Below are 24,962 nucleotides of genomic sequence, written 5' to 3' on the forward strand. Positions count from 1 at the left end.
TTCTTTACCATCAGCTGCGATACCGGTGTCCGGGGTCACGAAACGACACAGGCGGGGCAGTTTTGATGGATATGCAAGGTGGCGGGTACAAGGCCGGGGAGGCTGCGCCGGCGCAGCACGTCCGGCTCGCCGGTGGCGTTGCGACCGCAGCGCCGGTCAACCCGGCGGCAGTACACCATCGCGACGACCTGTTGGTCGGCGAAGTCATCGATATTTCGGGCTCCGCTTCGCGCATCCTGCTCGACGTAGGGGCGCTGCAGCGTCTGTCGGATTCGGGCGATCCGGCGGTCGCCATGGCGGGCCAGGTCGGCGCGCAGATCAAGGTTCGCGTCGGCAATGTCTGGCTGCTCGCCAGCATCCGCGACCAGCAATTGCACGAGCGCAGCGAAGGGCTGATCCTTGCCTCGATCGACTTTCTGGGGGAAGGCGACGAAGAAAAGCTGACCGGCCGCATCCACAATTTCCGCCGCGGCGTCACCCGCTATCCGATTCCCGGCAGCCAAGCCTATGCGGCGACCAGCGCCGACCTCAAGCAGATCTACGCCGCCGACGACCGCGCGCATGTCGAGATCGGAACCGTCTATCCGACCAAGGATATTCGCGGGTCGCTCTATGTCGACGCGATGCTGGGCAAGCATTTCGCGCTGCTGGGATCGACCGGCACCGGCAAATCGACCAGCGCCGCGCTGATCCTCCACAAGATTTGCGAACAATCGCCGCAGGGCCATATCGTGATGATCGACCCGCACGGCGAATATTCGGCGGCGTTCAAGAACACCGGCGCGCTGTTCGACGTCGACAATCTCGCCATGCCCTATTGGCTGATGAACTTCGAAGAACATTGCGAGGTGTTCGTCACCAGCGAGGGCCGCGATCGCCAGGGCGACTGCGATGTGCTCGCCAAGTGCCTGCTGATGGCGCGGCAGAAGAACCGGCTGGCCGAGGGCATGACCAAGCTCACCGTCGATTCGCCGATCCCCTATCTGTTGTCCGACCTGCTCAACATATTGCAGAACGAGATGGGCCGGCTCGACAAGGCGTCGTCGAGCGCGCCCTTCATGCGGATCAAGGGCAAGATCGAGGAAATGCGTGCCGACCCGCGTTATAATTTCATGTTCTCGGGCATGCTCGTCGCCGACACGATGGCCAATTTCATCGGCAAGATTTTTCGCCTGCCGTCGGACGGCCGGCCGATTTCGATCATCGACGTGTCGGGGGTCCCCTCGGACATCACCGCCGTCGTCGTCGCGGTGCTGTCGCGCCTGACCTTCGACTATGCGATCTGGTCGCGCGGCGAGCCGCAACGCCCGATCCTGCTCGTCTGCGAAGAGGCGCATCGTTATATTCCCGCCAAGGACGTCGGCCAGGGCCAGGCGGTGCGCAAGATCCTCGAACGCATCGCCAAGGAAGGCCGCAAATATGGCGTCTCGCTGGGCCTGATCACCCAGCGCCCGTCGGATCTGGCCGAAGGCGTGCTGTCGCAGTGCGGCACGATCATCTCGATGCGCCTCAACAACGAACGCGACCAGCATTTCGTCAAGGCGGCAATGCCCGAAGGCGCGCGCGGCTTCATCGATTCGATCCCCGCGCTGCGCAACCGCGAATGCATCATCTGCGGCGAAGGCGTCTCGATCCCGATCCGCGTCTATCTCGACACGCTCGAAGAGGACAAGCGCCCGGCGTCGAGCGATCCGCTCTTCTCGAAACTATGGCGCGAGACCGGCGGCGAGGCCGAGATTCTCGAGCGCGTCGTCAAGCGCTGGCGCAGCCAGGGACGATAAGCTTCCAAGCATCGTCATTGCGAGCGAAGCGAAGCAATCCAGGGCGGGTTACGCGACTCTGGATTGCCGCGTCGCCTTCGGCTCCTCGCAATGACGAGGCTTTGTTGGTCGATGCCGCTTACGCCACCGCGGGTTCCCACAATTCGATCGGATTGCCTTCGGGATCGAAAACGCGCGCAAAGCGGCCGAGGCTCGGGTCATCCCATTCGGGTTTGGTGATCACCTCGTCGCCCGCGGCGCGAAACGGGGCGAGCACGGCGTCGAGGTTGTCGACGCGCAGGTTGATCATATGCTGCCGGTCGGCTGGGAAATAGTCGCTGTCGGCCTTGAAGGGTTCGAAGACGAGCGGCCCTGCCGCGACGTTCCACACCCATTCGTTGGGCGCGACGCTCTCGTCGGCGCTGCAACCGCCGCCGATGCCCAGACGCTCGCGATACCAGGTCTTGAGCGCGACCGGGTCGTTCGACCGGAAAAACAGCCCGCCGATGCCCTTCACATGTCCCATGACAAACCTCCCTGTCGGTGATGGGGGCAGGCTAGGCCGAACGGGTCAGCGAATCCACTCTCCGCTCTTGTTATATTCCTCGCGGACCTGTCCCGACTGGTTGAGCCGCGGGTCTGCATAGGTTTTCGCGGGCGCGGCAGGTGTCGCCACCGGGGTACCGATCGCGCGTTCGCCTTGCGCCATCGCCTGCGGCGTCGGCGCGGGGGCGACGTTGGGCAACGGCGCGAGCGTGCCGCTGCCTTCGGGAAGCAGGCCCGTCGGCGCGGCGCCCTGGCCCTTCAGGATCGCGAGCTGCTGGGCGACCGGCAGATAGGGGCCGGGCACCGGCTCGCGGCCGAGATACGGCGCGCGAAAGGCGTCGGGCATGCCCCAGCGGCCGCGCCAGCGGTGGAAGATATGCGCGCCGACAATGTTGGTCATCACCAGGCTCTTGCCCCAGCGCGGCCAGATCGCCTGGGTGTGATAATGGGTTGCGAGGCCGACGCCGGGAAAGACATAGCCGCCGAGCGCCGCCGCCGCGATGCGGCTGGCGCGCAGCCAGTTGTCGCGGCTCGGCGCGCGCGCCATCGCGCCGTCGCAACTGAAGGTGAACTGACACACCCCGGCGCGCTGCGATCCCTGGAACACGACGCCGCAGATCGTGTTGGGAAAGCTCGGATGGCGGGCGCGGTTGACGATGACCTGCGCGACCCCGCGCATACCGTCGTCGCTTTCGGACGCGGCTTCGTAATAGATCGCCGAGGTCAGGCAATAATGGGCGCGTTCGCGGTCGAGCGCGGTGACGCCGCGAAACACATAGGGTTTGGCGGGCGGTCCGACGAAGGCCTCCTGGCGCAGCGTCGCGGGATCGACCCCGGGGGTTGCGGTCGCGTCGGCCCATCCGACGCTGCCCGGATCGGGAAGCGTCGGGTCGAGTTTTAGCGCGTCCTCATAGTCCCCGGCGTTCATGATCGCCCAGCGAGTGGGGTCGTAGACTTTGAAAGTCAGCGGGACGCTGACGCTATAGGGGCCGGGGACATAGGCGCGCAGCTGCCCCGTCGTCGCGACGAGCGCGAAGCAGGCGAGCAGGCTGGCAAAGGCGAGGCCGATCCACCAGCGTCGCCGGGGTCCACGCGGCGCGGCGTCGCGCGCCGGGTCGAGCCAGGGCGATCGCGCCGAGAGGTTGAATTCGGGCTTCATGCGTCAAATGCGTCTCGTGCCCCCCTTCGCGACCGATTCGCGCGGGGTCCGGCAGCCTGTCTTATGCCGCGAGGTGCGAACAAAATGTTGCGCGGCGCCGAGGGTGTCCCGCACGGGGACAGGATTGTATCGCATGCTTATGCCCCGGGCGGTGCGGTGCCGTGCCGCCGGTCAGCTTTCGCCGACCCCGAATTTCGCCATAACCTCGGCTCCGGTCAGCCGTTCGCGCGTCCCGGTGAACGCATAATAGGCGGGTTTTTCGTCGATGAAGATTTCTTCGACCATGGCAAAGCCATCGGCGCCGCCGAACAACCCCGCGGTGAAGGAATAGCTCGCTTTCGGCTTATAGAAAAAGAACAGGTGCGTCCCGCATTGGCGACAAAAGCCGCGCTCGGCCCATTCGGAGGAGGCATAGCGGCCGATATGCTCGGCCCCCTCGATCTCGGGGTCGGTGACCATGCGCAACGACAGCAGGGCGCTGCCGCCCCAGCGCCGGCACATGCCGCAGTGACAGGCATCGACATGCGGTTCGGGCGGCGTCATCCGCACCGTCACCGCGCCGCACAGGCACTGGCCTTCGAGTTTGTTTGCCGCCGTCATAGGAGCCTCCGTTCGCCGCGCTCGCGGTTTTTTAGCAAGCGTCATCCAAAAGGGAAATGCTGCCGGCCGTTAGGCGGTCGTTGACGCCGGCGGGCTATGGCATCGCCATGACCGGCACCGCCATTCCCAGCTATCGGCGCAGCGCGCGAACCGACTACCGCATGTGGCTGCTGCTCGCCTTCGGCCTCGCCTTTTTCTGGGCGGGGTCGGCGATCGATCAGGCGGATAACTGCAGCGCGGACGGCCGCGAGTGCGCGCCCTGGCTGGTGCCGCTGGCGCAGGGTTTCGGGGCGCTGGTCGGACTCGGCGCCGCGCTCAACATGCTCGCCAACCCGAGCCGTGGCAGCTTCGTCGATCCCGCGACCGGCGATCTTGTTTGGTGGCAGGGACGGGTTGGCGCGTCGGGTGGCGACGAAGGGCGCATCCACCCCTCGCGCATCGGCAAGATCCGCATCGTGCGGCAGGACGAGAGCGATGACGCGGTGTCGCTTTATGATCTCGAGGGCGAACGGTTGTTCTGGTTCGATGCTGAGGTCATTCCCTGGCCTTATGAGCGCTGGGCCGAACGGCTCGCGGGGCAGTGGCCGCATATCGTGGTGGAAACAGAGGGCTGACCGGACGTGATCAGGGCCTGACGACGACCAGATCCGAAAAATCGATTGCCATCAACGCGTCGTCATCGTCGTATCGCGTCAGATTCGCATCGGTGTCGAGCCGGTAGATGATCAGCCCCAATTCGCGAAGCGTTCTCAGCATTGCCCGCGCCTTTTCCGCGTCCAGGATCGGGGGCACGAACTCCATCAGCATCTTCAGATTTTTCGACCGCGCCAATATCTCGCGCGCGCCGTCGATGATTTCGGGTTCATGACCCTCGGCGTCCATTTTCATGAAATCGATCCCGGGGCAGCCGTGCATGACCGCGTCGAGCGTGTCGACCGGCACCGCGACTTCGTGCGAGGCGCGTCCCGTTTCGCGTTCGGTATGTTCGACAAAGGCCGAGGAGATGTCGCGGATCGTCGAGGTCGCCTCATAGCCCGGAAAGACACGCAGCATCGCCTCCCCCTGACGATTCGATAGCGCGATGCGATGGCGGCGGGCGATACCGCCAAAACCATTGTTGTGCAGATTGTCGGACATCAGCGCATAGGCGGTCGGATTTGGCTCGAACGCCCAGAGCTGGCCACCCGGCTGCGCGCGCCACGCGCCGAGTACCGAATAAAAACCGGTGTTCGCCCCGACGTCGACGACGACGTCGCCGGGCTGGATCAAGGAAACGAGCAGTCGGCTGTTGTGCGGTTCGACCATCCCGAAGTGGAGGATGTTGGGCGTGACGATCATGTCGCGGGTCGACGCGAGAAAGCTATGCCCGGTCCACAATTGGGTCATCACGATTTCCCGCCCCATATAGACCCCCGACATCGGGTTGGCTTTGGGCGGAAGCGGCCCGAAATCGCTGGCTCCATCGATCAGGTCGGCAAAGGGCCGGGGCGCGGGCGAGCTGGCGTTTTGGGCTTGCATGTCGTTAGCATAACAGCTTGCGACATAGGAAGTCGCGGAAAAATGGTATGAAAATGGCGGTACCAAAAGGGCCGCGGTCGCTGGGTGGAATTACGAAAAGGCAAGGGGGGAAGGCGTTGATGGGCGCCGCCATTTGGTATGGCGATGCGGGGTTGGCTCCGGGCCTCCACAGCCGGCGGCATTCCCCCTTGCCCGAATCCCCCGCACCGCCTATATGCGCCCTACTTCTTGACATGGTTAGCCAGTTGGGACGTCGGGGCCGCGGGCCGCGGCGGCTATTCCCGCATGGTTTTCCGCCCAACCGTTTTGAAAGACCCGCTTGGCCGATCTCGACGTTCTCAATGCGATCATCGCCCCCGAAGCCGAAGCGCTCGGCCTTGCGCTGGTGCGCGTCGCCTTTTTTGGCGGCGAGAGCGATCCGACGCTGCAGGTGATGGCCGAACGGCCGGAGACGCGCCAGCTGACGATCGAGGATTGCGCCGAATTGTCGCGCCGCATCTCGGCCCAGCTCGACGCGCTCGAGGAAGCGGGCAAGGACCCGATCGAGGTGGCGTACCGCCTCGAAGTGTCGTCGCCCGGCATCGACCGGCCGCTGACCCGCCACAGCGACTTCGCCGACTGGGCGGGGCATGAGGCGAAGGTCACGCTCAAGGAAAAATTGAACGGGCGTCAGCGTTTCAACGGGCTGCTCGCCGGGATCGATGGCGATGACCTCGTCACCATCGTCGACAAGGAAGAGGTCGAGCACAAGCTGCCGTTCGACGCGATCGACACGGCGAAGCTCGTCCTCACCGACAAATTGATTGCCGCAACCATCCCGCTGTCGCTCGACGGCGCGGACGAACTGGAAGAAGAAGGACAGGACTGATGGCCACTGCCATTTCCGCCAACCGCGCCGAGCTGCTCGCCATTGCCAATTCGGTGGCCAGCGAGAAGATGATCGACAAGGGCATCGTCATCGAGGCGATCGAGGAAGCGATCCAGCGCGCTGCGCGCGCCCGCTACGGCGCCGAGAACGACATCCGCGCCAAGCTCGACGTCCAGACCGGCGATCTTCGTTTGTGGCGCGTCGTCGAGGTCGTCGAGACCGTCGAGGATTATTTCAAGCAGGTCGATCTCACCGCCGGGCAGAAGCTGCAGAAGGACGCCCAGCTCGGCGACTTCATCGTCGACCCGCTGCCCGCAGTCGATCTGGGCCGCATCGACGCCCAGTCGGCGAAGCAGGTGATCTTCCAGAAGGTCCGCGAAGCCGACCGCGAACGCCAGTATGAAGAGTTCAAGGACCGCGCCAGCGAGCTGATCACCGGCGTCGTCAAGTCGGTCGAATTCGGCCACATCGTCGTCAACCTCGGCCGCGCCGAAGGTGTCATCCGCCGCGACCAGCAGATCCCGCGCGAACTGATGCGCGTCGGCGATCGCGTTCGGGCGCTGATCCTGTCGGTGCGCCGCGAAAACCGCGGCCCGCAGATTTTCCTCAGCCGCGCACACCCCGACTTCATGAAAAAGCTGTTCGCGCAGGAAGTTCCCGAAATCTACGATGGCATCATCGAGATCAAGGCCGCTGCCCGTGACCCGGGCTCGCGCGCCAAGATCGGTGTGATCAGCTATGACGGCTCGATCGATCCCGTCGGCGCCTGCGTCGGTATGAAGGGCAGCCGCGTCCAGGCGGTCGTCCAGGAAATGCAGGGCGAAAAGATCGACATCATCCCCTGGTCCGAAGACACCGCGACCTTCGTCGTCAACGCGCTCCAGCCCGCGACGGTGCAGCGCGTCGTGATCGACGAGGACGACGGCCGCATCGAAGTCGTCGTTCCCGACGACCAGCTGTCGCTCGCCATCGGCCGCCGCGGCCAGAACGTCCGTCTCGCCAGCCAGCTGACCGGCAGCCAGATCGACATCATGACCGAGGCCGACGCGAGCGAAAAGCGCCAGCGCGAATTCGTCGAACGCTCGACGATGTTCCAGGAAGAGCTCGACGTCGACGAAACGCTCGCGCAGCTGCTCGTCGCCGAAGGCTTCGGCGAGCTCGAGGAAGTGGCCTATGTGTCGCTCGACGAGCTGGCGAGCATCGAAGGTTTCGACGACGAACTCGGCCAGGAACTGCAGAGCCGCGCCACCGAAGCGCTTGAGCGCCGCGAAGAGGCCGCGCGCCAGGAACGCCGCGGCTTGGGTGTCGAGGACGATCTCGCCGAAATCCCGCACCTGACCGAAGCGATGCTCGTCGTGCTCGGCAAGGCCGGGATCAAGACGCTCGACGACCTCGCCGACCTCGCCACCGACGAACTGATCGCCAAGAAGCGTCAGGACAATCGCCGCGGTCCGGCGCGCGAGCGCACCGAGGACAAGGGCGGCGTGCTCGGCGAATATGGCCTGTCCGAAGAGCAGGGCAACGAGATCATCATGGCGGCGCGCGCGCACTGGTTCGAAGACGAACCCGCAACCGGGGAGGCCGCTGATGCGGACCCCGCACAATGATCAACTGAGCGAACCAGACCGCGCTGGTCGGCGCGGCCAGCATGTGCCCGAGCGGCGCTGCGTCATCACCGGCGAGGTTTCGCCGGCGGAGAAACTCGTGCGCCTCGCGCTCGGTCCCGACGGCAGCATCGCGCCCGACGTCCATGGCAAGGCGCCGGGCCGCGGCGCGTGGATCGGCGTCACCCGTGCCGAGCTCGAAGCGGCGCAGGCGAAGGGCAAGCTGAAAAGCGGGCTCGCGCGTGCGTTGCACGAGGGCCAGTTCACCATCCCCGACGACCTCGGCGCACGCATCGCGGCGCAGCTCGAACGCGCGACGCTCGACCGGCTGGGGCTCGAATCGCGCTCGGGCACCTTGCTGAGCGGCAATGAAAAGATCGAAACCGCGGCACGCAAGGGCCAGGTTCGCCTGCTCCTCCATGCCAGCGATGCGGGCGAGGACGGGCGCAAGAAACTGGCGCAGGCGTGGCGGGTCGGCGAGGACGATGAGGGCTCGGGCCGCGAGGGACGGGTCTTGCCGGTGGACCGCGGCACCCTATCTATGGCATTGGGGCGCGAGAATGCGGTGCATCTGGCGATAACCGATGCCCGCGCCGCGGCGCGTGTGCTTGCGCATTTGAGCCGCTGGCAGTTTTTCACAGGATGGAGTAGGGACGCGGCCAACCGCGATTCCGACCCGCACAACCCGTCGTCCGACGATGGGGCAGAAATTGGGGCGGGGCCAGATGGCACTGCCGCTTCGGACGCGTTTTGAAGGAATGATGGTTTTCGATGAGTGACGAACAGGACAAACCGACCCTTACCCGCAAGCCCCTGGGGCTGAAGCGGACGGTCGAGGCCGGACAGGTGCAGCAGCAATTCAGCCACGGCCGCCGCAATACGGTGGTGGTCGAGGTGAAGCGTCGCCGCGTGCTCGGTCGTCCCGGCGAAGCCGCGCCCGAGCCGGTGGTCGAAGAGGTTCAGGCCGCTCCGGCGCCTGCGCCCGCCCCTGCGCCGGCCCCTGCGCCAGTTCCCCCCGCGCCGAAGCGTGCGAGCGAGAATGACAGCCTGATGTCGCGCCAGGAGCGCCAGGCGCAGCTGCTGCGCGAGGCCGAAGAGGCGCGCATGAATTCGCAGGAAGAAACGCGCCGCCGCGAAGAGGCCGCGCGCGTCCGCGCCGCCGAGGAACAAAAGGCCCGCGCCGAAGCGCCGGTGGCCGAACCCGTCGCCGCGCCTGCGGTCGAAGCGGCACCCGCCGTGGAAGCGCCCGTCGCCAAGGCCGAGGAAGCCGACGCGGCACCGGCACCGGCACCGGCATCTGCGCCGGCCCCCCGCGCCGCGCCGAGCGCGGCCCCCGCGCCGCGCCGCTTCACCCCGGTCGAGGCGCCGAAGCGTCCCGAACCCAAGCGCCCCGAACCCAAGGCGAACCGCGGCGCCGACAACCGCCGCCAGTCGGGCAAGCTGACCGTCACCCGCGCGCTGAACGACGACGAGGGCGCCCGCGCGCGCAGCCTCGCGGCGCTGAAGCGCGCCCGCGAAAAGGAAAAGCGCTCGCACACCACCTCGTCGGGTCCGCGCGAGAAGCAGGTCCGCGAAGTCGTCGTGCCCGAAAGCATCACGGTCGCCGAACTGGCCAACCGCATGGCCGAAAAGACCAGCGACCTGATCAAGGCGCTGTTCAAGATGGGCGTCCCGTCGGCCAGTACCGACACGATCGACCAGGACACCGCCGAACTGCTCGTCACCGAATTCGGGCACGAGATCACGCGCGTCAGCGAAGGCGATATCGACATCCGCCACGACGAGGATGTCGACGATGCCGATCATCTGAAGCCGCGCGCACCGGTCGTCACGATCATGGGCCATGTCGATCACGGCAAGACCTCGCTGCTCGACGCGCTGCGCGGCGCCAATGTGCAGGCCGGCGAAGCCGGCGGCATCACCCAGCATATCGGCGCCTATCAGGTGAAGACCCCCGACGGCAGCCTGGTGACCTTCCTCGACACACCGGGTCACGAGGCGTTCACCGAAATGCGCCAGCGCGGCGCGAACGTCACCGATATCGTCATCCTGGTGGTCGCCGCCGACGACGGGCTCAAGCCCCAGTCGATCGAGGCGATCAAGCATGCGAAGGCGGCCGGCGTGCCGATCATCGTCGCGATCAACAAGGTCGACAAGGAAGGCGCCAACCCGCAACGCGTCCGCGAACGCCTGCTCGAACATGAGCTGGTGGTCGAGGAAATGGGCGGCGACGTGCAGAATGTCGAAGTGTCGGCGCTCAAGAAGACCGGCCTCGACAAATTGCTCGAAGCGATCGCGGTGCAGGCCGAGATCATGGAGCTCAAGGCCAATCCCGACCGCGCCGCCGAAGGCACGGTGATCGAGGCCAAGCTCGACAAGGGCCGCGGTCCGGTGGCGACGATCCTCGTTCGCCGCGGCACGCTCAAGGTCGGCGACATCTTCGTCTGCGGTGCCGAAAGCGGCCGCGTTCGCGCGCTGATCGACGACAAGGGGCAGCAGATCAAGACCGCCGGTCCGTCGATGCCGGTCGAGGTGCTCGGCCTCGGCGGTGTGCCGATGGCGGGCGACATCCTCACCGTCGTCGAGAACGAGGCGCGCGCGCGCGAAGTCGCGGCCTATCGCCAGGAACAGGCGACCCGCAAGCGTACCGTTCAGGCACCGGTCAGCCTCGAGGGCATGTTCGAGGCGCTGGCCGACAAGACCAATGTCATCCAGTATCCGGTGGTCATCAAAGGCGATGTGCAGGGCAGCGTCGAGGCGATCGTCAATGCGCTCAACAAGCTGTCGACCGACGAGATCCGCGTCCGCGTGCTCCATTCGGGTGCTGGCGCCATCACCGAAAGCGACGTGACGCTGGCGGCGGCGACCAAGGCGCCGATCATCGGCTTCAACGTCCGTCCGAACGCCAAGGCGCGCGAGATCGCGAAGCGCGAAAAAGTGCGCTTCCTCTATCACGACGTCATCTATCACCTGACCGACGAGATCCGGAAGGAAATGGCGGGCGAGCTGGGTCCGGAGCGGATCGAAACCGTCGTCGGGCGTGCCGAGGTCAAAGACGTCTTCCCGGCCGGCAAGCGCGACAAGGCTGCGGGTCTGCTCGTGCTCGAAGGTGTCATCCGCAAGGGGCTGCACGCACGCCTCACGCGCGCCGACGTCATCGTCTCGGCAACGACCATCGCGTCGCTCCGCCGCTTCAAGGACGACGTCGCCGAAGTGCGCGCCGGTCTGGAATGCGGTGTCGTGCTGTCGGATACCAACGACATCAAGGCCGGCGACAACCTCGAAGTGTTCGAAGTCGAGATGCGCGAACGGACGCTGTAACGGCGAGGTGGCATGGCCGGGGAAGGCGCGGACCAGCAGGACGGCGACGAGGCGGGGTGGGAGCGCGAGGCTCTCGGATGCCTCGGCGACGGCTGCTTGTTCGGGTGCCTTCCTCTCGGCGCGGCGCTGAGCGTGGTGTTTGTGGCGGCGGGGCACGGTCTTTGGCAGGCCGTGCATCCCTATTTCCTTGTGTGAGGCTCTCGATATCGCTCGTTACGTCGCCTTGTTCGGCAGCATCAACGTCGGCGGCAACCGGCTGAAGATGGTCGACCTGCGCTCGGCGTTCGAGGCCGAGGGCTTCAGCAATGTCGAGACCGTCGTGGCGAGCGGCAATGTGCTGTTCGACCATGATGCGCGGCCGACGCGCGGGCTTGAGGAAAAGCTTGGCCTGATGGTCGACGACCGCTTCGACATGACGAGCGCGGTGCTCGTGCGCGACCGGGACGAGCTGGCGTCGGCGATTTCGGACAATCCGTTCGCGGGCACGAACGAGGACAAGTTCGTCCATACGATGTTCCTGACCGACCAGCCGACCACGGCGCAGTTCGAGCAGCTGGTCGGCGATCATCTTGGCCGCGGGGGCGAGAAACTGGCGCTCGGCAAGCGCATGCTGTTCCTCGATTATGGCGACGGCGTCGCCGACAGCAAGCTGACCGGGGTTTTCATCGAAAGGCGCTTGGGATGCAAAGGCACCGCGCGTAACATGCGCTCGATCGCACGGATCGTCGCGAAACTGGACGAAGAGGCAAAGGGTTAGGCGATGAAGACCGAAAAGGACAAAGGCCCCTCGGTCCGCGCGCTGCGCGTCGGCGAACAGGTGCGCCACCTGCTCAGCGAAATCCTCGCGCGCGGCGACGTCCATGACGATGTGCTCACCCGGCATCCGGTGAGCGTCACCGAAGTCCGCATGTCGCCCGACCTGCGCCACGCGACGGTGTTCATCAAATCTTTGCTCGGCAAGGAAGAGGAGGCGGTGCTCAAGGCGCTGCGCACCAACACCGCCTGGCTGCAAAAGAGCGTCGCCGAAAAGATGCGCATGAAATATGCCGCGAAGCTGAAATTCCTGAGCGACGAAAGCTTCGACGAGGCGAGTCATATCGAAAAATTGCTGCGCGATCCGAAGGTGGCACGGGATTTGGAGGACAGGGGCGCCGAATGACCACAATCCCTACGCCCCAATCCAACGAAATTGGTGGCGAGACTTTGTGGGAATTGCTGCTGGTCGGACCCGGCCCCCGTCCTACTCAAGAGACCGACAAGTTGCTGGAGATTCTCAATCGGGGTCTATGGGCGCAGTCGCAAGGCACCGATTCCGATGGCGATTGGGATGAGGTCGAGCCGATGTCCGAGTGGCGATATTGGTATCATGCCACACGTCCCGAGTCTGACCAGCGTTTCATTGTCGAAGCGATCGGTGAGGTCCCGCTGACCTTTTCGATAAATTCCACCAGCACCGAACTGACCACGGTCGTCGCTCGTTTTTTCCGCGATCATTGTGGCGGAGCGCTGGTAGCCGATGCAGAGCTATCGACGCGATTAAGGACTATTTCCCCTTCTTGATCCCCGCCGCCGCCTCCAGCTCGACCAGCGCTTCCTCCAGATAATCGATCATCCGCTGCGCGTGCGGCACGCTGCGCCGGCACGCGGTGATGCCGAAGTCGATATTCTCGAAATTCGACACCTGGGTGATGTTCATCGCCATGCCGTCGACGGGGATGCTCGCGGGGTACATGCCGTCGAGGCGCGCGCCGTTCCAGTACATCTGCTCGCGCGGGCCGGGGACGTTGGAGATCGTCACCGAATAGGCCGGGAATTTGTCGGCGGTGCGGGTCAGCGCGGTGAGCATCATCGGAAAGCTGGTGATCGCGGTATAGAGCTGGATCTGCGACGCGGTCATCGCGCGCAGCTGCGCCTTCGCCGAATTCATCGATTCCTGGATCGCCGCCATGCGCGTCGCCGGGTCGTCGATATGCGTCGCGAGGTTGGCGGTTACCGACGCCACCGAATTGCCCGAATCGATATCGTCCTTGGGCCGGATCGACACCGGCGCCATGGCTTTCAGCGGCTTGTCGGGCAGCTCGTTCAGCGACTGGAGATATTTGCGCATCGCGCCCGCGCACATGCCGAGCACCGCGTCGTTGATCGTGCCGTCATAGGCCTTGCCGACCCGCCGTACGCGTTCGAGCGACCAGCTCTGCGCGACGAAGCGGCGCGCACCGGTGATGTTGCGGTTGAAGCTGGTGCGGGGCACCCCGGCGAAGGGCGTGACGAGTCCTTCGCCGCCGAGCCCCACCATCGCCGCGACATATTGGTTGAGCGCCTTGGTCACCCCGACGCTGTTGCCCCATTGCTCCTTCAGGAAATCGCCGATCGCCGCGATGTCGGTCAGGCTGGGGCGCTGCGCCTTTTTTGGCTGCGGGAATTTGCGCTTATAGGCTTCATAGGCCTCGACCGAGAGCGGCGAGGCGGTGCGCCGTTCCTTGGGGTCGGGCGACAGCATCGAATTATAGAAATGGATGCTCGCCGCGCCGTCCATCAGCGCGTGGTGGATTTTCTTGAAGGTCGCGATCTGCCGGTTGGGCAGGCCCGAGATCAGCGTAATTTCCCACAGCGGCCGCGTGCGGTCGAGCAGCCCCGAATGGAGCCGCGAGGCGAGCTCGAACATCTCGCGATAGCGGCCGGGCTTGGGCAGCGCCGAGGCGCGGACATGGTAATGCATGTCGATGTCGCGGTCGGGTTCGAGCCGGATCGGCCCATATTGGCCGAGCGCGGTCAGCTTCAAGACTTCGCTGAACGGCCGCCGCAGACCTTCGGACTGGCGGAGCAGCGCAAGCTGTTCGTTCAGCCAGTCGGTCTCGTCGACATCGTCGGGCAGGGTGTAAAGGTTGATGCCGCCGATGTGCATCGGCATCTCCCGGCTTTCCCCCACCAGAAACATCGCATCGCTGATCGGCATCAGGCGCATCGGCAGCTCTCCCCACTGATTGTGCTGCGTTAATTGTGCGCAGCATGGCAGGGGGGCGGGGGGAGTCAAGCGGGTGGTCCGCGCCATTTAGTTGACATCGTCAAATAACTGGCGCATCGAATCGCCATGCCATCGGTCAACCTTCCCCAGCCGGACGATCAGGCGCCGGCACCCGACGCCGCCACAGCCGCGCTGCGCCGTTTCAACCGCTTCTACACGCGCTTCGCCGGGGTGCTTGGCCCCGGCTATATGGGCAGCGAGCTGTCGCTGATCGAGGCGCGCATCCTCTATGAAATCGCGACGGGGCAGCCGATCGTCTCGAAGCGGATCGTCGAGACGCTGTCGGTCGACCCCGGCTATCTCAGCCGCATCCTGCGCCGATTTGCCCAGCAGGGCTGGATCGCGCGGACGCGCGGTGTCGACGCGCGTGAGCATCCGATCCGGCTGACCGCCGCGGGCGAGGTGCTGTTTTCGGACCTCGATCGCACCACCGCCGCGTCGACATCGGCAACGCTCGCGCATCTGTCGCGCGACGAGCAGGCCGGGCTTGCCGAGCGACTGGCATGGATCGAGGCACGGCTGGCGGGTACGCCGCTGCCGCCGCCGACCGTCCGCCTGTGGCGACCGGGCGACATGGGCCTGATCACCGCGCAACAGGCGGTCTATTATCGCCACGCCTATGGATGGGGCGATGCGATGGAGGTGCTGGTCGGTGAGATCACGAGCCGCTTCGTTCGCGATTTTCAGGCCGGCCGCGAACAATGCTGGGTCGCCGAACGGCATGGCGAACTGCTCGGCAGCGTCTTCCTCGTCGCCGAGTCGGACAGCGTGGCGCGGCTGCGCCTGCTCTATGTCGACGCCGCGGCGCGCGGCCATGGTCTCGGCCGCGATCTCGTCGGGCGCTGCATCGCTTTCGCGCGCGGCGCGGGCTATGCCGAACTGGTGCTCTGGACGCACACGGTCCTCGCTCCGGCGCGCGCCATCTATACGGATCTTGGTTTCGTCATCGAAAAGGTCGAGACCCACGACGAATTCGGCAAGCCCGAACAGAGCGAGCATTGGCGGCTCGCGCTTTAGACCCTGACAACTGGTACAAGGCCGGCGCCCGCGCTATTGGGCGCCATGGCCAAGCTCTATTTCTACTATGCAAGCATGAACGCCGGCAAATCGACGACGCTGTTGCAGGCGGATTTCAACTATCGCGAGCGCGGCATGGAAACGATGCTGTGGACCGCGGCGCTCGACGACCGGTACGGCGCGGGGCAGGTGACGAGCCGCATCGGCTTGATGGCCGAGGCGCATAAATTCGACCCCGACAGCGACATCGCCGCCGCGGTGCTGTCCGAGAACCGCCAGCGCCCGCTCGCCTGCGTTCTCGTCGACGAGGCGCAATTCCTGACCAAGGCGCAGGTGTTCCAGCTCGCGACGCTCGCCGACGAGGCCAATATCCCGATCCTCTGCTACGGCCTGCGCACCGATTTTTCGGCCGAGCTCTTCCCCGGGTCTGCCGCCCTGCTCGGCATTGCCGACGCGCTCGTCGAGCTGAAGGCGGTGTGCGAATGCGGGCGTAAGGCGACGATGAACCTGCGCGTCGATGAGGCGGGCCGCGCGGTGGTCGCGGGCGCGCAGACCGAGATCGGCGGCAACGACCGCTATGTCGCGATGTGCCGGCGCCATTTCATGGCGAAACGGCGCGAGGCCGCGGCGGCGCTGGCCGATGCTTGACCGCCTCTATGTCGAACTCGCCGATGGCGACCTCAAACTCGTCAAGCTGGCCGAGGCGCATCGAGACGCGCTGCGCATAGCCTGCGCCGCCGATGCCGATATCTGGCCGATCTATTCGTCGAGCTTCGGCCCCGGTCATTTCGATGCGAGCTTCGATACGCTGATCGGCAAGGGCGGCCGCATGCCCTATGCGATCTTCGACGGCGACAGGCTCATCGGCATGACCGCCTGGCTGCGCCCCGATATGTCCGCGCAGACGGTCGAGGTCGGCAACTCCTATATCCATCCGGATGCGCGCGGCACCGGCTTCAACGGGCGGGTGAAGCAGTTGATGCTCGACCATGCCTTCGCGGTCGGCATCCGCCGCATCGAGTTCCGCATCGACGAGCGCAACACGCGCAGCCAGGCCGCCGTGGCGAAACTGGGCTGCACCAAGGAGGGCACGCTGCGCTCGGAACGCATCACCTGGACCGGATATGTGCGCGACACCGCGCTCTGGTCGCTGCTCGCGGATGAGTGGGTGGTGCGCTAGGGTCAGCACCGGTTCAGACTCGGCCTGGTAGGGGGATGCCATCATGAAACAGAAACTCGCACTCTCCCTGGCCGCCTTGCTGCTCCCCCTTTCGGCAGCGGCGGCCGCCGAGCCGGAGGCGCCGCGCGAAATCGGCGTCGAGGCCAGCATCGCCTTTCCCGCTTATGGCACCGTCCGCAATTTCGAGGCCGACGGCGACGACGGCATCTGGATCGAGGACCAGCGCCGCGACTGGTATTATGCCAAGCTCACCGGTTATTGCCCCGATTTGGATTTCGTTCAGGCGATCGCGATCGACACGCGCGGCACCGCACGGCTCGACAAGTTCGGCGCGATCATCGTCAACGGCCAGCGCTGCGCTTTCACCTCCTTCGTCACCGCCGAAAAGCCGCTGCCGCGCAAGCAGCGGTTGAAGCTGGCCAAGGAAGCGAAGGCCGCCGCGAAAGCCGCCGAGTCAAATTGACGCTGGCGGCGCCGCGCCATAGAGCGCGGCGATGAACGGCTGGATCATCCTCGACAAACCCCTGGGGCTCGGCTCGACGCAGGCGGTCGGCGCGGTCAAGCGCGTGTGCCGCGAGGCGGGGCTGGGCAAGGTCAAGGTCGGCCATGGCGGGACGCTCGACCCGCTCGCGACCGGCGTGCTTCCGATCGCGCTCGGCGAGGCGACCAAGCTGTGCGGGCGGATGCTCGACGCGAGCAAGATTTACGACTTTACGATCCGCTTCGGCGTTCAGACCGATGGCCTCGATGCCGAGGGCGAAGTCGTCGCGACGAGCGACGTGCGGCCGACTTTGGTCGAAGTGGAAGCGGTGCTGCCGCGCTTCACCGGCCCGATCGAACAGGTGCCGCCAGCGTACAGCGCGATCAAGATCGACGGCCAGCGGTCGTATGACCTGGCGCGCAAGGGCGAAGCGGTCGAGATGAAGGCGCGGGGCGTTACGATCTATTCCCTTCGTCATGCCGGACATGATCCGGCATCCATTGCGGCGACGGAAGCATGGACCCCGGATCAAGTCCGGGGTGACGATGACGGGGGAGCGCGGCTTAAAGAAATCACCCTCACCGCGCATGTCTCCAAGGGCACCTATATCCGCAGCCTGGCGCGCGATATCGCACATGCGGTCGGCACCGTCGGCCACGTTACGATGCTCCGCCGCACCAAGGCCGGACCGTTCGATCTGGAACAGGCGATTTCGCTGGACAAATTGAACGCGTTCGGCCAAGGCGCCGCGCAATCAGAAGTCATTCTGCCGCTCGAGGCAGGGCTGGTCGACATCCCGGCTCTGAACCTTTCCCCGGAAGCGGCAGGGGCGATCCGTCAGGGTCGTGTCTGGACCGGGGTAGCTACGGACGACGGGCTCTATTGGGGACGCGACGACGACAATCGTCCGATCGCCCTGATCGAGGCTTTGGCGGGAACGCTGAAGGTCGTGCGCGGCTTCAATCTTTAAGCCATGATGTTCGAGGAACAGATATATGTCGATTACCGCCGAGCGTAAAACCGAAGTCATCAACGACAATGCCCGCACCAAGGGCGATACCGGGTCGCCGGAAGTCCAGGTCGCGATCCTGACCGACCGCATCAACAACCTGACCGGTCACTTCAAGGCGAACCACAAGGACAATCACAGCCGCCGCGGGCTGCTGATGATGGTCAACAAGCGCCGCAGCCTCCTCGACTATCTGAAGAAGAAGGACGAGGCCCGCTATCAGGCGATCATCGCCAAGCTCGGCTTGCGTAAATAAGAGTTTCTGGCGGCCCCGGATTTCCGGGGCCGCTGTCATATTGGCTGTCCGCAAAAATGCGCGACGCCACTGGGCCGCTCCCGCATCCGGCGGGACCGCCATTGGGGCATAAAAGCGCCCCGCACCGCCCCGGGCCGGATTGCCCGGAACAGAGGCCCCGCCCGGCATAGGGCCCGGCGGGCAAAGGAAATCACATGTTTGACGTGAAAAAAGTATCGATCGAGTGGGGCGGTGAAACGCTGACCCTCGAAACGGGCAAGGTTGCCCGTCAGGCCGACGGCGCGGTTGTCGCGACGCTCGGCGAAACCGTCGTCCTGTGCGCGGTCACCGCTGCCAAGACGGTCAAGGAAGGGCAGGATTTCTTCCCGCTCACCGTCCATTATCAGGAAAAATATTCGGGCGCGGGCCGCATTCCCGGCGGCTTCTTCAAGCGCGAACGCGGTGCGACCGAAAAGGAAACCCTGGTTTCGCGTTTGACCGATCGTCCGATCCGTCCGCTGTTCCCCGAAGGTTTCTATAACGAGATCAACGTCATTGCGCAGGTTCTGAGCTATGACGGCCACAACGAGCCCGATATCCTAGCGATGGTCGCCGCGTCGGCCGCCCTCACCATTTCGGGCGTGCCCTTCATGGGCCCAATCGGCGCCGCGCGCGTCGGTTATGTCGATGGCGAATATATTCTGAACCCGACTGACGAACAGGTTGCCGCCGGCGATCTCGATCTCGTCGTCGCCGCCACCTACGACGCGGTGATGATGGTCGAATCCGAAGCGAATGAGCTGTCGGAAGAGGTCATGCTCGGTGCCGTCCTGTTCGCGCACGACGCGTGCAAGGAAGTCGTCAAGGCGATCGTCAAGCTCGCCGAACAGGCTGCCAAGGATCCCTGGGACATGGCCGAGCAGGCCGACCTGTCGGCCGCCAAGGACAAGCTGAAGAAGCTGATCGGCAAGGACATCGCCGCTGCGTACAAGCTGACCGACAAATCGGCCCGCTCGAACGCGCTGAACGAAGCCCGCGCCGCCGCCAAGGCCGCCTTCGCCGACGCCGCGCCGCAGGACCAGATGGCTGCCGGCAAGCTGATGAAGAAGCTCGAAGCCGAGATCGTTCGCGGCGCCATTCTCAAGGACGGCAAGCGCATCGACGGCCGCACGACGACGCAGATTCGTCCCATCCTCGCCGAAACGCACTTCCTGCCCCGCGCACATGGTTCGGCGCTGTTCACCCGCGGCGAGACGCAGACGATCGCGACCTGCACCCTGGGCACCAAGGAAAGCGAGCAGATGATCGACGGGCTCAACGGCCTGTCCTACTCGAACTTCATGCTGCACTATAACTTCCCGCCCTATTCGGTCGGCGAAGTCGGTCGTTTCGGGGCGCCCAGCCGCCGCGACATCGGCCATGGCAAGCTCGCCTGGCGTGCGCTGCACGCGGTGTTGCCGACGAAGGACGAGTTCCCGTACACGATCCGCATCACCAGCGACATCACCGAGTCGAACGGCTCGTCGTCGATGGCATCGGTGTGTGGTGGTTCGCTCGCGATGATGGACGCCGGCGTGCCGATCAAGCGCCCCGTCTCGGGCATCGCGATGGGCCTGATCCTCGAAGGCAAGGACTATGCGATCCTGTCGGACATCCTCGGCGACGAAGATCACCTCGGCGACATGGACTTCAAGGTCGCGGGCACGTCCGAAGGCATCACCACGATGCAGATGGACATCAAGATCGCGGGCATCACCCGCGACATCTTCGAAGCCGCGCTGAACCAGGCCAAGGAAGGCCGCGCACACATCCTCGGTGAAATGGCCAAGGCGCTCGGCGAAACCCGCAGCGAACTGTCGGCGCACGCCCCGCGCATCGAAACGATGCAGATCGACAAGTCGAAGATCCGCGACATCATCGGCACCGGCGGCAAGGTGATCCGCGAGATCGTCGCGACCACCGGGGCCAAGGTCGACATCGACGACGAAGGCCTGATCAAGATCTCGTCGAGCGACCTCGACCAGATCGAGGCGGCCCGCAAGTGGATCAGCGGCATCGTCGAGGAAGCCGAAGTCGGCAAGATCTATGACGGCAAGGTCGTCAACCTCGTCGATTTCGGGGCGTTCGTGAATTTCATGGGCGGCAAGGACGGTCTCGTCCACGTCAGCGAAATCGCCAACGAGCGCGTCGAGAAGGTCTCGGACGTCCTCAGCGAAGGCCAGGAAGTCAAGGTCAAGGTCCTCGAGATCGACCAGCGCGGCAAGGTTCGCCTGTCGATGCGCGTTGTCGACCAGGAAACCGGCGCCGAGCTCGAAGATACCCGCCCGGCGCGCGAACCCCGCGAGCCCCGCGGCGATCGTGGTCCGCGCCGTGACGGCGGCGACCGTGGCGATCGCGGCCCGCGCCGCGACGGTGGCGGCGGTCGCGACCGCGGCCCGCGCCGCGACGGCGGCGGCGAAGGTCGCAGCGATCGGGGCCCGCGCCGCGAACGCAGCGAAGGTCCGGAAGATCAGGGTCATGTGCCCGACTTCCTGAAGGACTAAGCTCTTCGGAACAGGAACAAGGAAAGGGGCCGCGAGAGCGGCCCCTTTTTCTTGCCGGTCGCGTCGGTTCGCAGCGCCGATCGTCAGGTGCAATATACATCCTGCATCGCTTCGATCAGCACGACGAGTTCCTGCGCGACGGGCAGGGCGCGGGGCTCCTCGGCGACATCGGTGGCCTTGGCCAGATTGCCGCGCACCTGTTTCAGCTCCTTGCACTCGCTCTTCTTGGCGCTGCGGGTCGTGCTATTGTCCTTCAGGTGGCTGAACAGGCTGCGATAAACGCGGCACACACCGATCAGCTGCTGGCCCCAATAGGGGAATTGGAATCCCTGGCCGATCACCGTCCCCGTCACCCCGTCGCAAGCGCCATCGAGCTGCCCGGGGTTTACCGCGCCGATCGCCGCGACGATGCGTTCGCCGCGGTCGGCCCAATTGCGCCACCCCGCCGCCTTGTCGGCGGCGGAGGCCAGCACGGGCGATCCCGCCAGGACCAGTATCGCGGCCATTCGCATCATCGAACGCAGAACCCCAAGCATCATTGCACAAACTCCCTCAAAAGATGGCGCCCGCTTGTCATTGTTCCGCTTGGCAGAATTGTAGGTTCCCGACAGCTGGCGCGCGCTCGCGCGATGCTGGTGCGCTTGGCCTTTCAATCGCCGAAGCGGCGAACGCCGGCAGCTTGCCCCACCCGGCCGCCTGTGCAATAGGCGCCGCCCCTTGCGACATCCCCGACCCTGCACAGGATAGATCATGGACAGCAATATGGCCGCGACCGCGCTCGGCCTCGATTTCGGGACGACCAACACCGTCGTCGCGCTCGCCGACGGACAGGGTGGTTCGCGGCTCGTCGATTTTGCGGGCGAGGAAGCGACCGGCCCCGTGTTCCGCTCGGCGCTCTGTTTCTGGGAGGAAGAGCGCGCCTGGCAGGGGGTCGCATCCGAGGCGGGGCCGTGGGCGATCGCCGAATATCTCCAGTCGCCGCTCGACAGCCGCTTCGTTCAGTCGTTCAAGAGCGTCGCGGCAAGTCCTTTGTTCGAACGCGCGCTGATCTGGGGCAAGCCCTTTCGCTTCGAGGATATGGGGCGGCTGTTCCTCCAGCGGCTCGTCGCCCATGCCGGAGGCGCGCTCGCCGACCGACCACGCCGCGTCATCGTCGGCCGCCCGGTCGAATATGCCGGTGCCCGGGCCGACCCGGCGCTCGCGCGCCAGCGCTACGACGCGATGCTCGCCGAGTTCGGCGTCGAGCTTTTCTACGTCCACGAACCGCTCGGCGCCGCGCACAGCTATGCGTCGCGGCTGACCGAACCCGCGACGATCCTCGTCGCCGACTTCGGCGGCGGCACCACCGACTTTTCGATCGTCCGCATCGCGGAGCCGGGCGCGCCGCGGCGCTGTGTGCCGCTCGCCTCGTCGGGGGTCGCGATCGCCGGCGACCGGTTCGACCGCCATATCGTCGACCGGCTGGTGCTGCCTTTGCTCGGCAAGGGCAGCCATTATCGTTCGTTCGACAAGATCCTCGACATCCCCGGCGGTTATTTCTCCGACTTTGCCGACTGGTCGCGCCTCGCGCTGATGCGCAACCGCCGCACGATCGACGAACTGCGCCGCCTGCAGCGCGACGCGCTCGAACCCGACCGGATCGAACGGATGATCGCGCTGATCGAGCATGAGCAGGGCTTTCCGCTCTACGACGCGGTGGGCCGGGTCAAGCGCGCGCTGTCGAGCGCGGACGAGGCCGAGTTTCATTTCGCGGGCGGCGGCGTCGATATCACCGCCGCGATCCGCCGCGCCGATTTCGAAAGCTGGATCGCGGGCGACCTCCGCAGCATCGAAGCCGCGATGGATAGCGCGCTTGCCAAGGCGGGCGTCGAACCCGCCGCCGTCGATCGCATCTTTCTCACCGGGGGCTCGTCGCTGATCCCCGCGATCCGCGCGATCTTCGACCGCCGCTTCGGCGCCGAGCGCATCGCGACCGGCGGCGAACTGACTTCCATCGCGCACGGCCTCGCGCTGATCGGTGACGAGACCGACCCGGCCGAATGGGCTGCCTGATGCGCTTATTGCGCCGGCGCGGCCACCCCGAGTTCGGTTTTCAGGAACGCGACGATCTTCGGCCAGCTGTCCGCGCGCGCCGCGGCATTGCCCTCCTTGGACCCGCCCATCTGGCTCCAGTTCGCACGTGCGGCGTCGTCCGTGAAGGGCGCCCCCATCACGCCGTGCCCGGCATCCTTGTAGCGCAGCACGACGGTCTGCGGTCCGCCCGCCTTCGCCGCGCGCGCGACGATCTGGTCGGTCATCGGGCAGCTCGGCCATAATTTCTCGGCCTCGCCGCAGACCAGCATCAGCTTGCCCTTGAAATTCTCGACCGGGATGATCGCGGCGGGATTCTTGTCCAGCTCCTTCAGGCCGTTCTCGAACACCGGCATCAGCCCGCGCGCATCGGGCTGGCCCTTATAGGCAAGGTGGGGGAGGGGTTTGCCGTTGGCGCTCCACGACGAACTGAATGAGCCGAGCAGGTAATTTTCCCCCGACATCCCGTCCCACACGACGCTCGACGGCATGCCGAGCACCGCGGCGCGGATGCCCGGGGTGCGCGCCGCGACGAGCAGTCCCGCCTCGGCACCCTTCGAATAGCCGATAATGCCCAGCCGCGACGCATCGACCCCGGGCTGTTTCTTGAGCCAGTCGAGACCGCGCGTGAAATCCTCGAGCGGGATATTCTTGAGCTTCGCGGGCTTGCCCGGCGCGTTGTGATAGGCAAGCTGGAGCGTGCTGAAGCCTTGCGCCTGAAGCAGCAACGCCGCCGCCTGCATGTCCTTGCCCAGCCCGCCCTCGGACCCACCGAGCAACAGGATCGCGGGGTGCGGAACCGCCCCGGCGGCGGGATAATAGTTGGCGAAGATGCCGTTCGCATTGATCCGCTGCCCGGTCGGGCCGGCGTCGGCGATCTTGGCGGGCGACGGTGCGCGGGTGAGCATATAGGCAAAACCGCCGCCGCCGACCACGACCAGGGCGCCGACGACGGCCGAAATGATCTTCCATTTGCGCTTCATCATCGACCCTTATCCGTTGCTCCATCGTCGATATGGATCGGCGGCACGGATAGCCAGAAGAAAAGGGGCCGCACGCGGCGGCCCCGTTCCGATCTCGCGAACGTGGGGATCAGCGCGCGAAGCGCTCGGCATAAGCGGTGCGCAACTGGGCCCAATTGTCCCAATGCGGTTTCGCCGCCGTGCCGCGCAGCTTTGCCTCCAGCACGTCGACATGCGCGTGCCAGCCGGCGCTGACGTTGAGCAGCACCGCCGGGTCCTCGACGCGCTTGTGGACCAAAGTCAGCAGCACCTCGTCGCCCTTTTCGGAGAGGGTGAAGGTCACCCCGCCGGTGCTGCCCCAGCTGATGACCAGCTTGCGCGGCGGGTCGATCTCGATCACCTCGCACGTCATGCTGTGCTCGGCGCCCATGCCCTCGGGCCGCTCGCCCGGCGGATCGGTCAGCTCGTCGTTGCGCCAGGTCAGCGTCACCGGCGCGCCGACCTTTTCCTCCATAGCGCCCGCCGCAAGCCATTGGCGGCGCAGCGCGCCATCGATGATGTAGGACCAGACGCGCTCGATCGGACCGGGCAGGACGCGCACGACCGTCAGCGTCGCGGGTTCGGTGAGCACGCCATAGGGGGCGTCGGCAAGCATGTCGGTCATCGTCAGTCTCCTTCTTTCCCGGGGAGGGGTTTCTTCGGCGGGGGCGAGGCGGCATCTTCGGCGCGCAGCAGCGCTTCCAAAGTATCGAGCTGGCTGGTCCAGAAGCGGCGATAGATGCCGAGCCACTGGTCGGCACTCATCAGCGGCGCCGGATCGAGGCTGCACATATGCGTCCGCCCGCGCACCTCGCGGCAGATCAGCCCCGCGGCTTCGAGCACCTTGATATGCTTCGACGCCGCGGCGAGCGACATGGCGAAGGGTTCGGCGAGTTCGCCGACCGAGCGCTCGCCCGTGGCGAGTTCGCCCAGCATCGCGCGCCGCGTCGCGTCGCCGAGCGCGTGAAAGATCGTGTCGAGAGTCTGCGAATCATGTTCAACCATGTGGTTAAATATGATTCGCA

General features: G+C 65.5%; 27 protein-coding genes. 18 read left to right on the top strand and 9 right to left on the bottom strand.

Going from position 1 to position 24,962, the window contains the following annotated elements; all coding sequences use genetic code 11:
• The first annotated feature begins 65 nt into the window (after positions 1-65).
• Positions 66-1,781 (top strand): ATP-binding protein, encoded by a 1,716-nt coding sequence (locus EEB18_RS13815; protein WP_187141137.1) that lies wholly within the window; start codon positions 66-68, stop codon positions 1,779-1,781.
• Positions 1,782-1,899: 118 nt separating this feature from the next.
• Here the strand turns inward: EEB18_RS13815 and EEB18_RS13820 are convergent, their stop codons facing one another.
• From EEB18_RS13820 to EEB18_RS13830, 3 genes are all read right to left on the bottom strand, one after another.
• Positions 1,900-2,286 (bottom strand): VOC family protein, encoded by a 387-nt coding sequence (locus EEB18_RS13820; RefSeq protein WP_187141138.1) that lies wholly within the window; start codon positions 2,284-2,286, stop codon positions 1,900-1,902.
• Positions 2,287-2,331: 45 nt separating this feature from the next.
• Positions 2,332-3,465 (bottom strand): cell wall hydrolase, encoded by a 1,134-nt coding sequence (locus tag EEB18_RS13825; RefSeq protein WP_187141139.1) that lies wholly within the window; start codon positions 3,463-3,465, stop codon positions 2,332-2,334.
• Between the two features lie 171 nt (positions 3,466-3,636).
• Positions 3,637-4,065, bottom strand: coding sequence for a GFA family protein (locus tag EEB18_RS13830; protein WP_187141140.1), 429 nt, complete (start codon positions 4,063-4,065; stop codon positions 3,637-3,639).
• A 107-nt stretch (positions 4,066-4,172) separates the two neighbouring features.
• Here EEB18_RS13830 and EEB18_RS13835 point away from each other — a divergent pair, with 107 nt between their 5' ends.
• Positions 4,173-4,679, top strand: coding sequence for a hypothetical protein (locus EEB18_RS13835; protein ID WP_187141141.1), 507 nt, complete (start codon positions 4,173-4,175; stop codon positions 4,677-4,679).
• Between the two features lie 10 nt (positions 4,680-4,689).
• On the opposite strand, the gene EEB18_RS13840 is transcribed toward EEB18_RS13835, so the two are convergent.
• Positions 4,690-5,583 (bottom strand): FkbM family methyltransferase, encoded by an 894-nt coding sequence (locus tag EEB18_RS13840; RefSeq protein WP_187141142.1) that lies wholly within the window; start codon positions 5,581-5,583, stop codon positions 4,690-4,692.
• 319 nt (positions 5,584-5,902) lie between these two features.
• On the opposite strand from EEB18_RS13840, the gene rimP reads away from it, so the two are divergent.
• Genes rimP through EEB18_RS13880 form a run of 8 tightly spaced genes read left to right on the top strand, consistent with a single transcriptional unit; the run spans position 5,903 to position 12,936 of the window.
• Complete coding sequence (gene rimP / locus EEB18_RS13845) at positions 5,903-6,451, top strand: ribosome maturation protein RimP (protein ID WP_187141143.1); 549 nt, start codon at positions 5,903-5,905, stop codon at positions 6,449-6,451.
• Positions 6,451-8,058 carry a transcription termination factor NusA gene (gene nusA / locus EEB18_RS13850; protein ID WP_056345723.1) on the top strand — a complete coding sequence of 536 codons (1,608 nt, stop codon included), beginning with the start codon at positions 6,451-6,453 and terminating at the stop codon, positions 8,056-8,058. The genes rimP and nusA overlap by 1 nt, the downstream gene beginning before the upstream one ends.
• Positions 8,039-8,809 (top strand): DUF448 domain-containing protein, encoded by a 771-nt coding sequence (locus tag EEB18_RS13855; protein ID WP_187141144.1) that lies wholly within the window; start codon positions 8,039-8,041, stop codon positions 8,807-8,809. Before nusA ends, EEB18_RS13855 begins: the two co-directional genes overlap by 20 nt.
• 17 nt (positions 8,810-8,826) lie before the next feature.
• Positions 8,827-11,376, top strand: coding sequence for a translation initiation factor IF-2 (gene infB / locus EEB18_RS13860; RefSeq protein ID WP_187141145.1), 2,550 nt, complete (start codon positions 8,827-8,829; stop codon positions 11,374-11,376).
• A 12-nt stretch (positions 11,377-11,388) separates the two neighbouring features.
• A complete protein-coding gene (locus EEB18_RS13865; RefSeq protein WP_187141146.1) occupies positions 11,389-11,571 on the top strand; it encodes a hypothetical protein in 183 nt (60 codons plus the stop codon).
• Complete coding sequence (locus EEB18_RS13870; RefSeq protein WP_316248972.1) at positions 11,564-12,133, top strand: DUF1697 domain-containing protein; 570 nt, start codon at positions 11,564-11,566, stop codon at positions 12,131-12,133. The genes EEB18_RS13865 and EEB18_RS13870 overlap by 8 nt, the downstream gene beginning before the upstream one ends.
• Positions 12,134-12,136: 3 nt before the next feature.
• Positions 12,137-12,535 carry a 30S ribosome-binding factor RbfA gene (gene rbfA / locus EEB18_RS13875; protein ID WP_187141147.1) on the top strand — a complete coding sequence of 133 codons (399 nt, stop codon included), beginning with the start codon at positions 12,137-12,139 and terminating at the stop codon, positions 12,533-12,535.
• Positions 12,532-12,936, top strand: a complete 405-nt coding sequence (locus tag EEB18_RS13880; protein ID WP_187141148.1) for a hypothetical protein — start codon at positions 12,532-12,534, stop codon at positions 12,934-12,936. Before rbfA ends, EEB18_RS13880 begins: the two co-directional genes overlap by 4 nt.
• Here the strand turns inward: EEB18_RS13880 and EEB18_RS13885 are convergent.
• On the bottom strand, positions 12,920-14,341 hold the full coding sequence (locus tag EEB18_RS13885; protein WP_187141149.1) for a WS/DGAT/MGAT family O-acyltransferase: 1,422 nt from the start codon (positions 14,339-14,341) through the stop codon (positions 12,920-12,922). The genes EEB18_RS13880 and EEB18_RS13885 overlap by 17 nt on opposite strands.
• A gap of 126 nt (positions 14,342-14,467) precedes the next feature.
• Here EEB18_RS13885 and EEB18_RS13890 point away from each other — a divergent pair, with 126 nt between their 5' ends.
• The 7 genes from EEB18_RS13890 (at position 14,468) to pnp (ending at position 20,866) form a co-directional block, all read left to right on the top strand.
• Positions 14,468-15,418 (top strand): helix-turn-helix domain-containing GNAT family N-acetyltransferase, encoded by a 951-nt coding sequence (locus EEB18_RS13890; protein ID WP_187141150.1) that lies wholly within the window; start codon positions 14,468-14,470, stop codon positions 15,416-15,418.
• A gap of 45 nt (positions 15,419-15,463) precedes the next feature.
• A complete protein-coding gene (locus EEB18_RS13895) occupies positions 15,464-16,066 on the top strand; it encodes a thymidine kinase (RefSeq protein ID WP_187141151.1) in 603 nt (200 codons plus the stop codon).
• On the top strand, positions 16,059-16,598 hold the full coding sequence (locus tag EEB18_RS13900; protein WP_187141152.1) for a GNAT family N-acetyltransferase: 540 nt from the start codon (positions 16,059-16,061) through the stop codon (positions 16,596-16,598). The genes EEB18_RS13895 and EEB18_RS13900 overlap by 8 nt, the downstream gene beginning before the upstream one ends.
• A 43-nt stretch (positions 16,599-16,641) precedes the next feature.
• A complete protein-coding gene (locus tag EEB18_RS13905) occupies positions 16,642-17,061 on the top strand; it encodes a DUF6491 family protein (protein WP_222943100.1) in 420 nt (139 codons plus the stop codon).
• Between the two features lie 31 nt (positions 17,062-17,092).
• A complete protein-coding gene (gene truB / locus EEB18_RS13910; RefSeq protein ID WP_187141153.1) occupies positions 17,093-18,049 on the top strand; it encodes a tRNA pseudouridine(55) synthase TruB in 957 nt (318 codons plus the stop codon).
• A 25-nt stretch (positions 18,050-18,074) separates the two neighbouring features.
• Positions 18,075-18,344 carry a 30S ribosomal protein S15 gene (gene rpsO, locus EEB18_RS13915; protein WP_056345752.1) on the top strand — a complete coding sequence of 90 codons (270 nt, stop codon included), beginning with the start codon at positions 18,075-18,077 and terminating at the stop codon, positions 18,342-18,344.
• A 194-nt stretch (positions 18,345-18,538) separates the two neighbouring features.
• Positions 18,539-20,866, top strand: coding sequence for a polyribonucleotide nucleotidyltransferase (gene pnp / locus EEB18_RS13920; protein ID WP_187141154.1), 2,328 nt, complete (start codon positions 18,539-18,541; stop codon positions 20,864-20,866).
• Positions 20,867-20,949: 83 nt separating this feature from the next.
• On the opposite strand, the gene EEB18_RS13925 is transcribed toward pnp, so the two are convergent.
• Complete coding sequence (locus tag EEB18_RS13925) at positions 20,950-21,405, bottom strand: hypothetical protein (protein WP_187141155.1); 456 nt, start codon at positions 21,403-21,405, stop codon at positions 20,950-20,952.
• A 211-nt stretch (positions 21,406-21,616) separates the two neighbouring features.
• Here EEB18_RS13925 and EEB18_RS13930 point away from each other — a divergent pair, with 211 nt between their 5' ends.
• Positions 21,617-22,918, top strand: a complete 1,302-nt coding sequence (locus EEB18_RS13930; RefSeq protein ID WP_262407931.1) for an Hsp70 family protein — start codon at positions 21,617-21,619, stop codon at positions 22,916-22,918.
• A gap of 5 nt (positions 22,919-22,923) precedes the next feature.
• Here EEB18_RS13930 and EEB18_RS13935 read toward each other — a convergent pair whose 3' ends face one another.
• The 3 genes from EEB18_RS13935 to EEB18_RS13945 all read right to left on the bottom strand — a co-directional run bounded on the left by EEB18_RS13935 (position 22,924) and on the right by EEB18_RS13945 (position 24,942).
• Positions 22,924-23,922 (bottom strand): acyl-CoA thioester hydrolase/BAAT C-terminal domain-containing protein, encoded by a 999-nt coding sequence (locus EEB18_RS13935; protein WP_187141156.1) that lies wholly within the window; start codon positions 23,920-23,922, stop codon positions 22,924-22,926.
• A 106-nt stretch (positions 23,923-24,028) separates the two neighbouring features.
• Complete coding sequence (locus EEB18_RS13940; RefSeq protein WP_187141157.1) at positions 24,029-24,562, bottom strand: SRPBCC family protein; 534 nt, start codon at positions 24,560-24,562, stop codon at positions 24,029-24,031.
• Between the two features lie 2 nt (positions 24,563-24,564).
• Entirely contained in the window at positions 24,565-24,942 is a 378-nt protein-coding gene (locus EEB18_RS13945; protein WP_187141158.1) for an ArsR/SmtB family transcription factor, read from the bottom strand.
• Between the last annotated feature and the right edge of the window lie 20 nt (positions 24,943-24,962).

The organism is Sphingopyxis sp. OPL5, assembly GCF_003797775.2.
Lineage (GTDB): Bacteria > Pseudomonadota > Alphaproteobacteria > Sphingomonadales > Sphingomonadaceae > Sphingopyxis.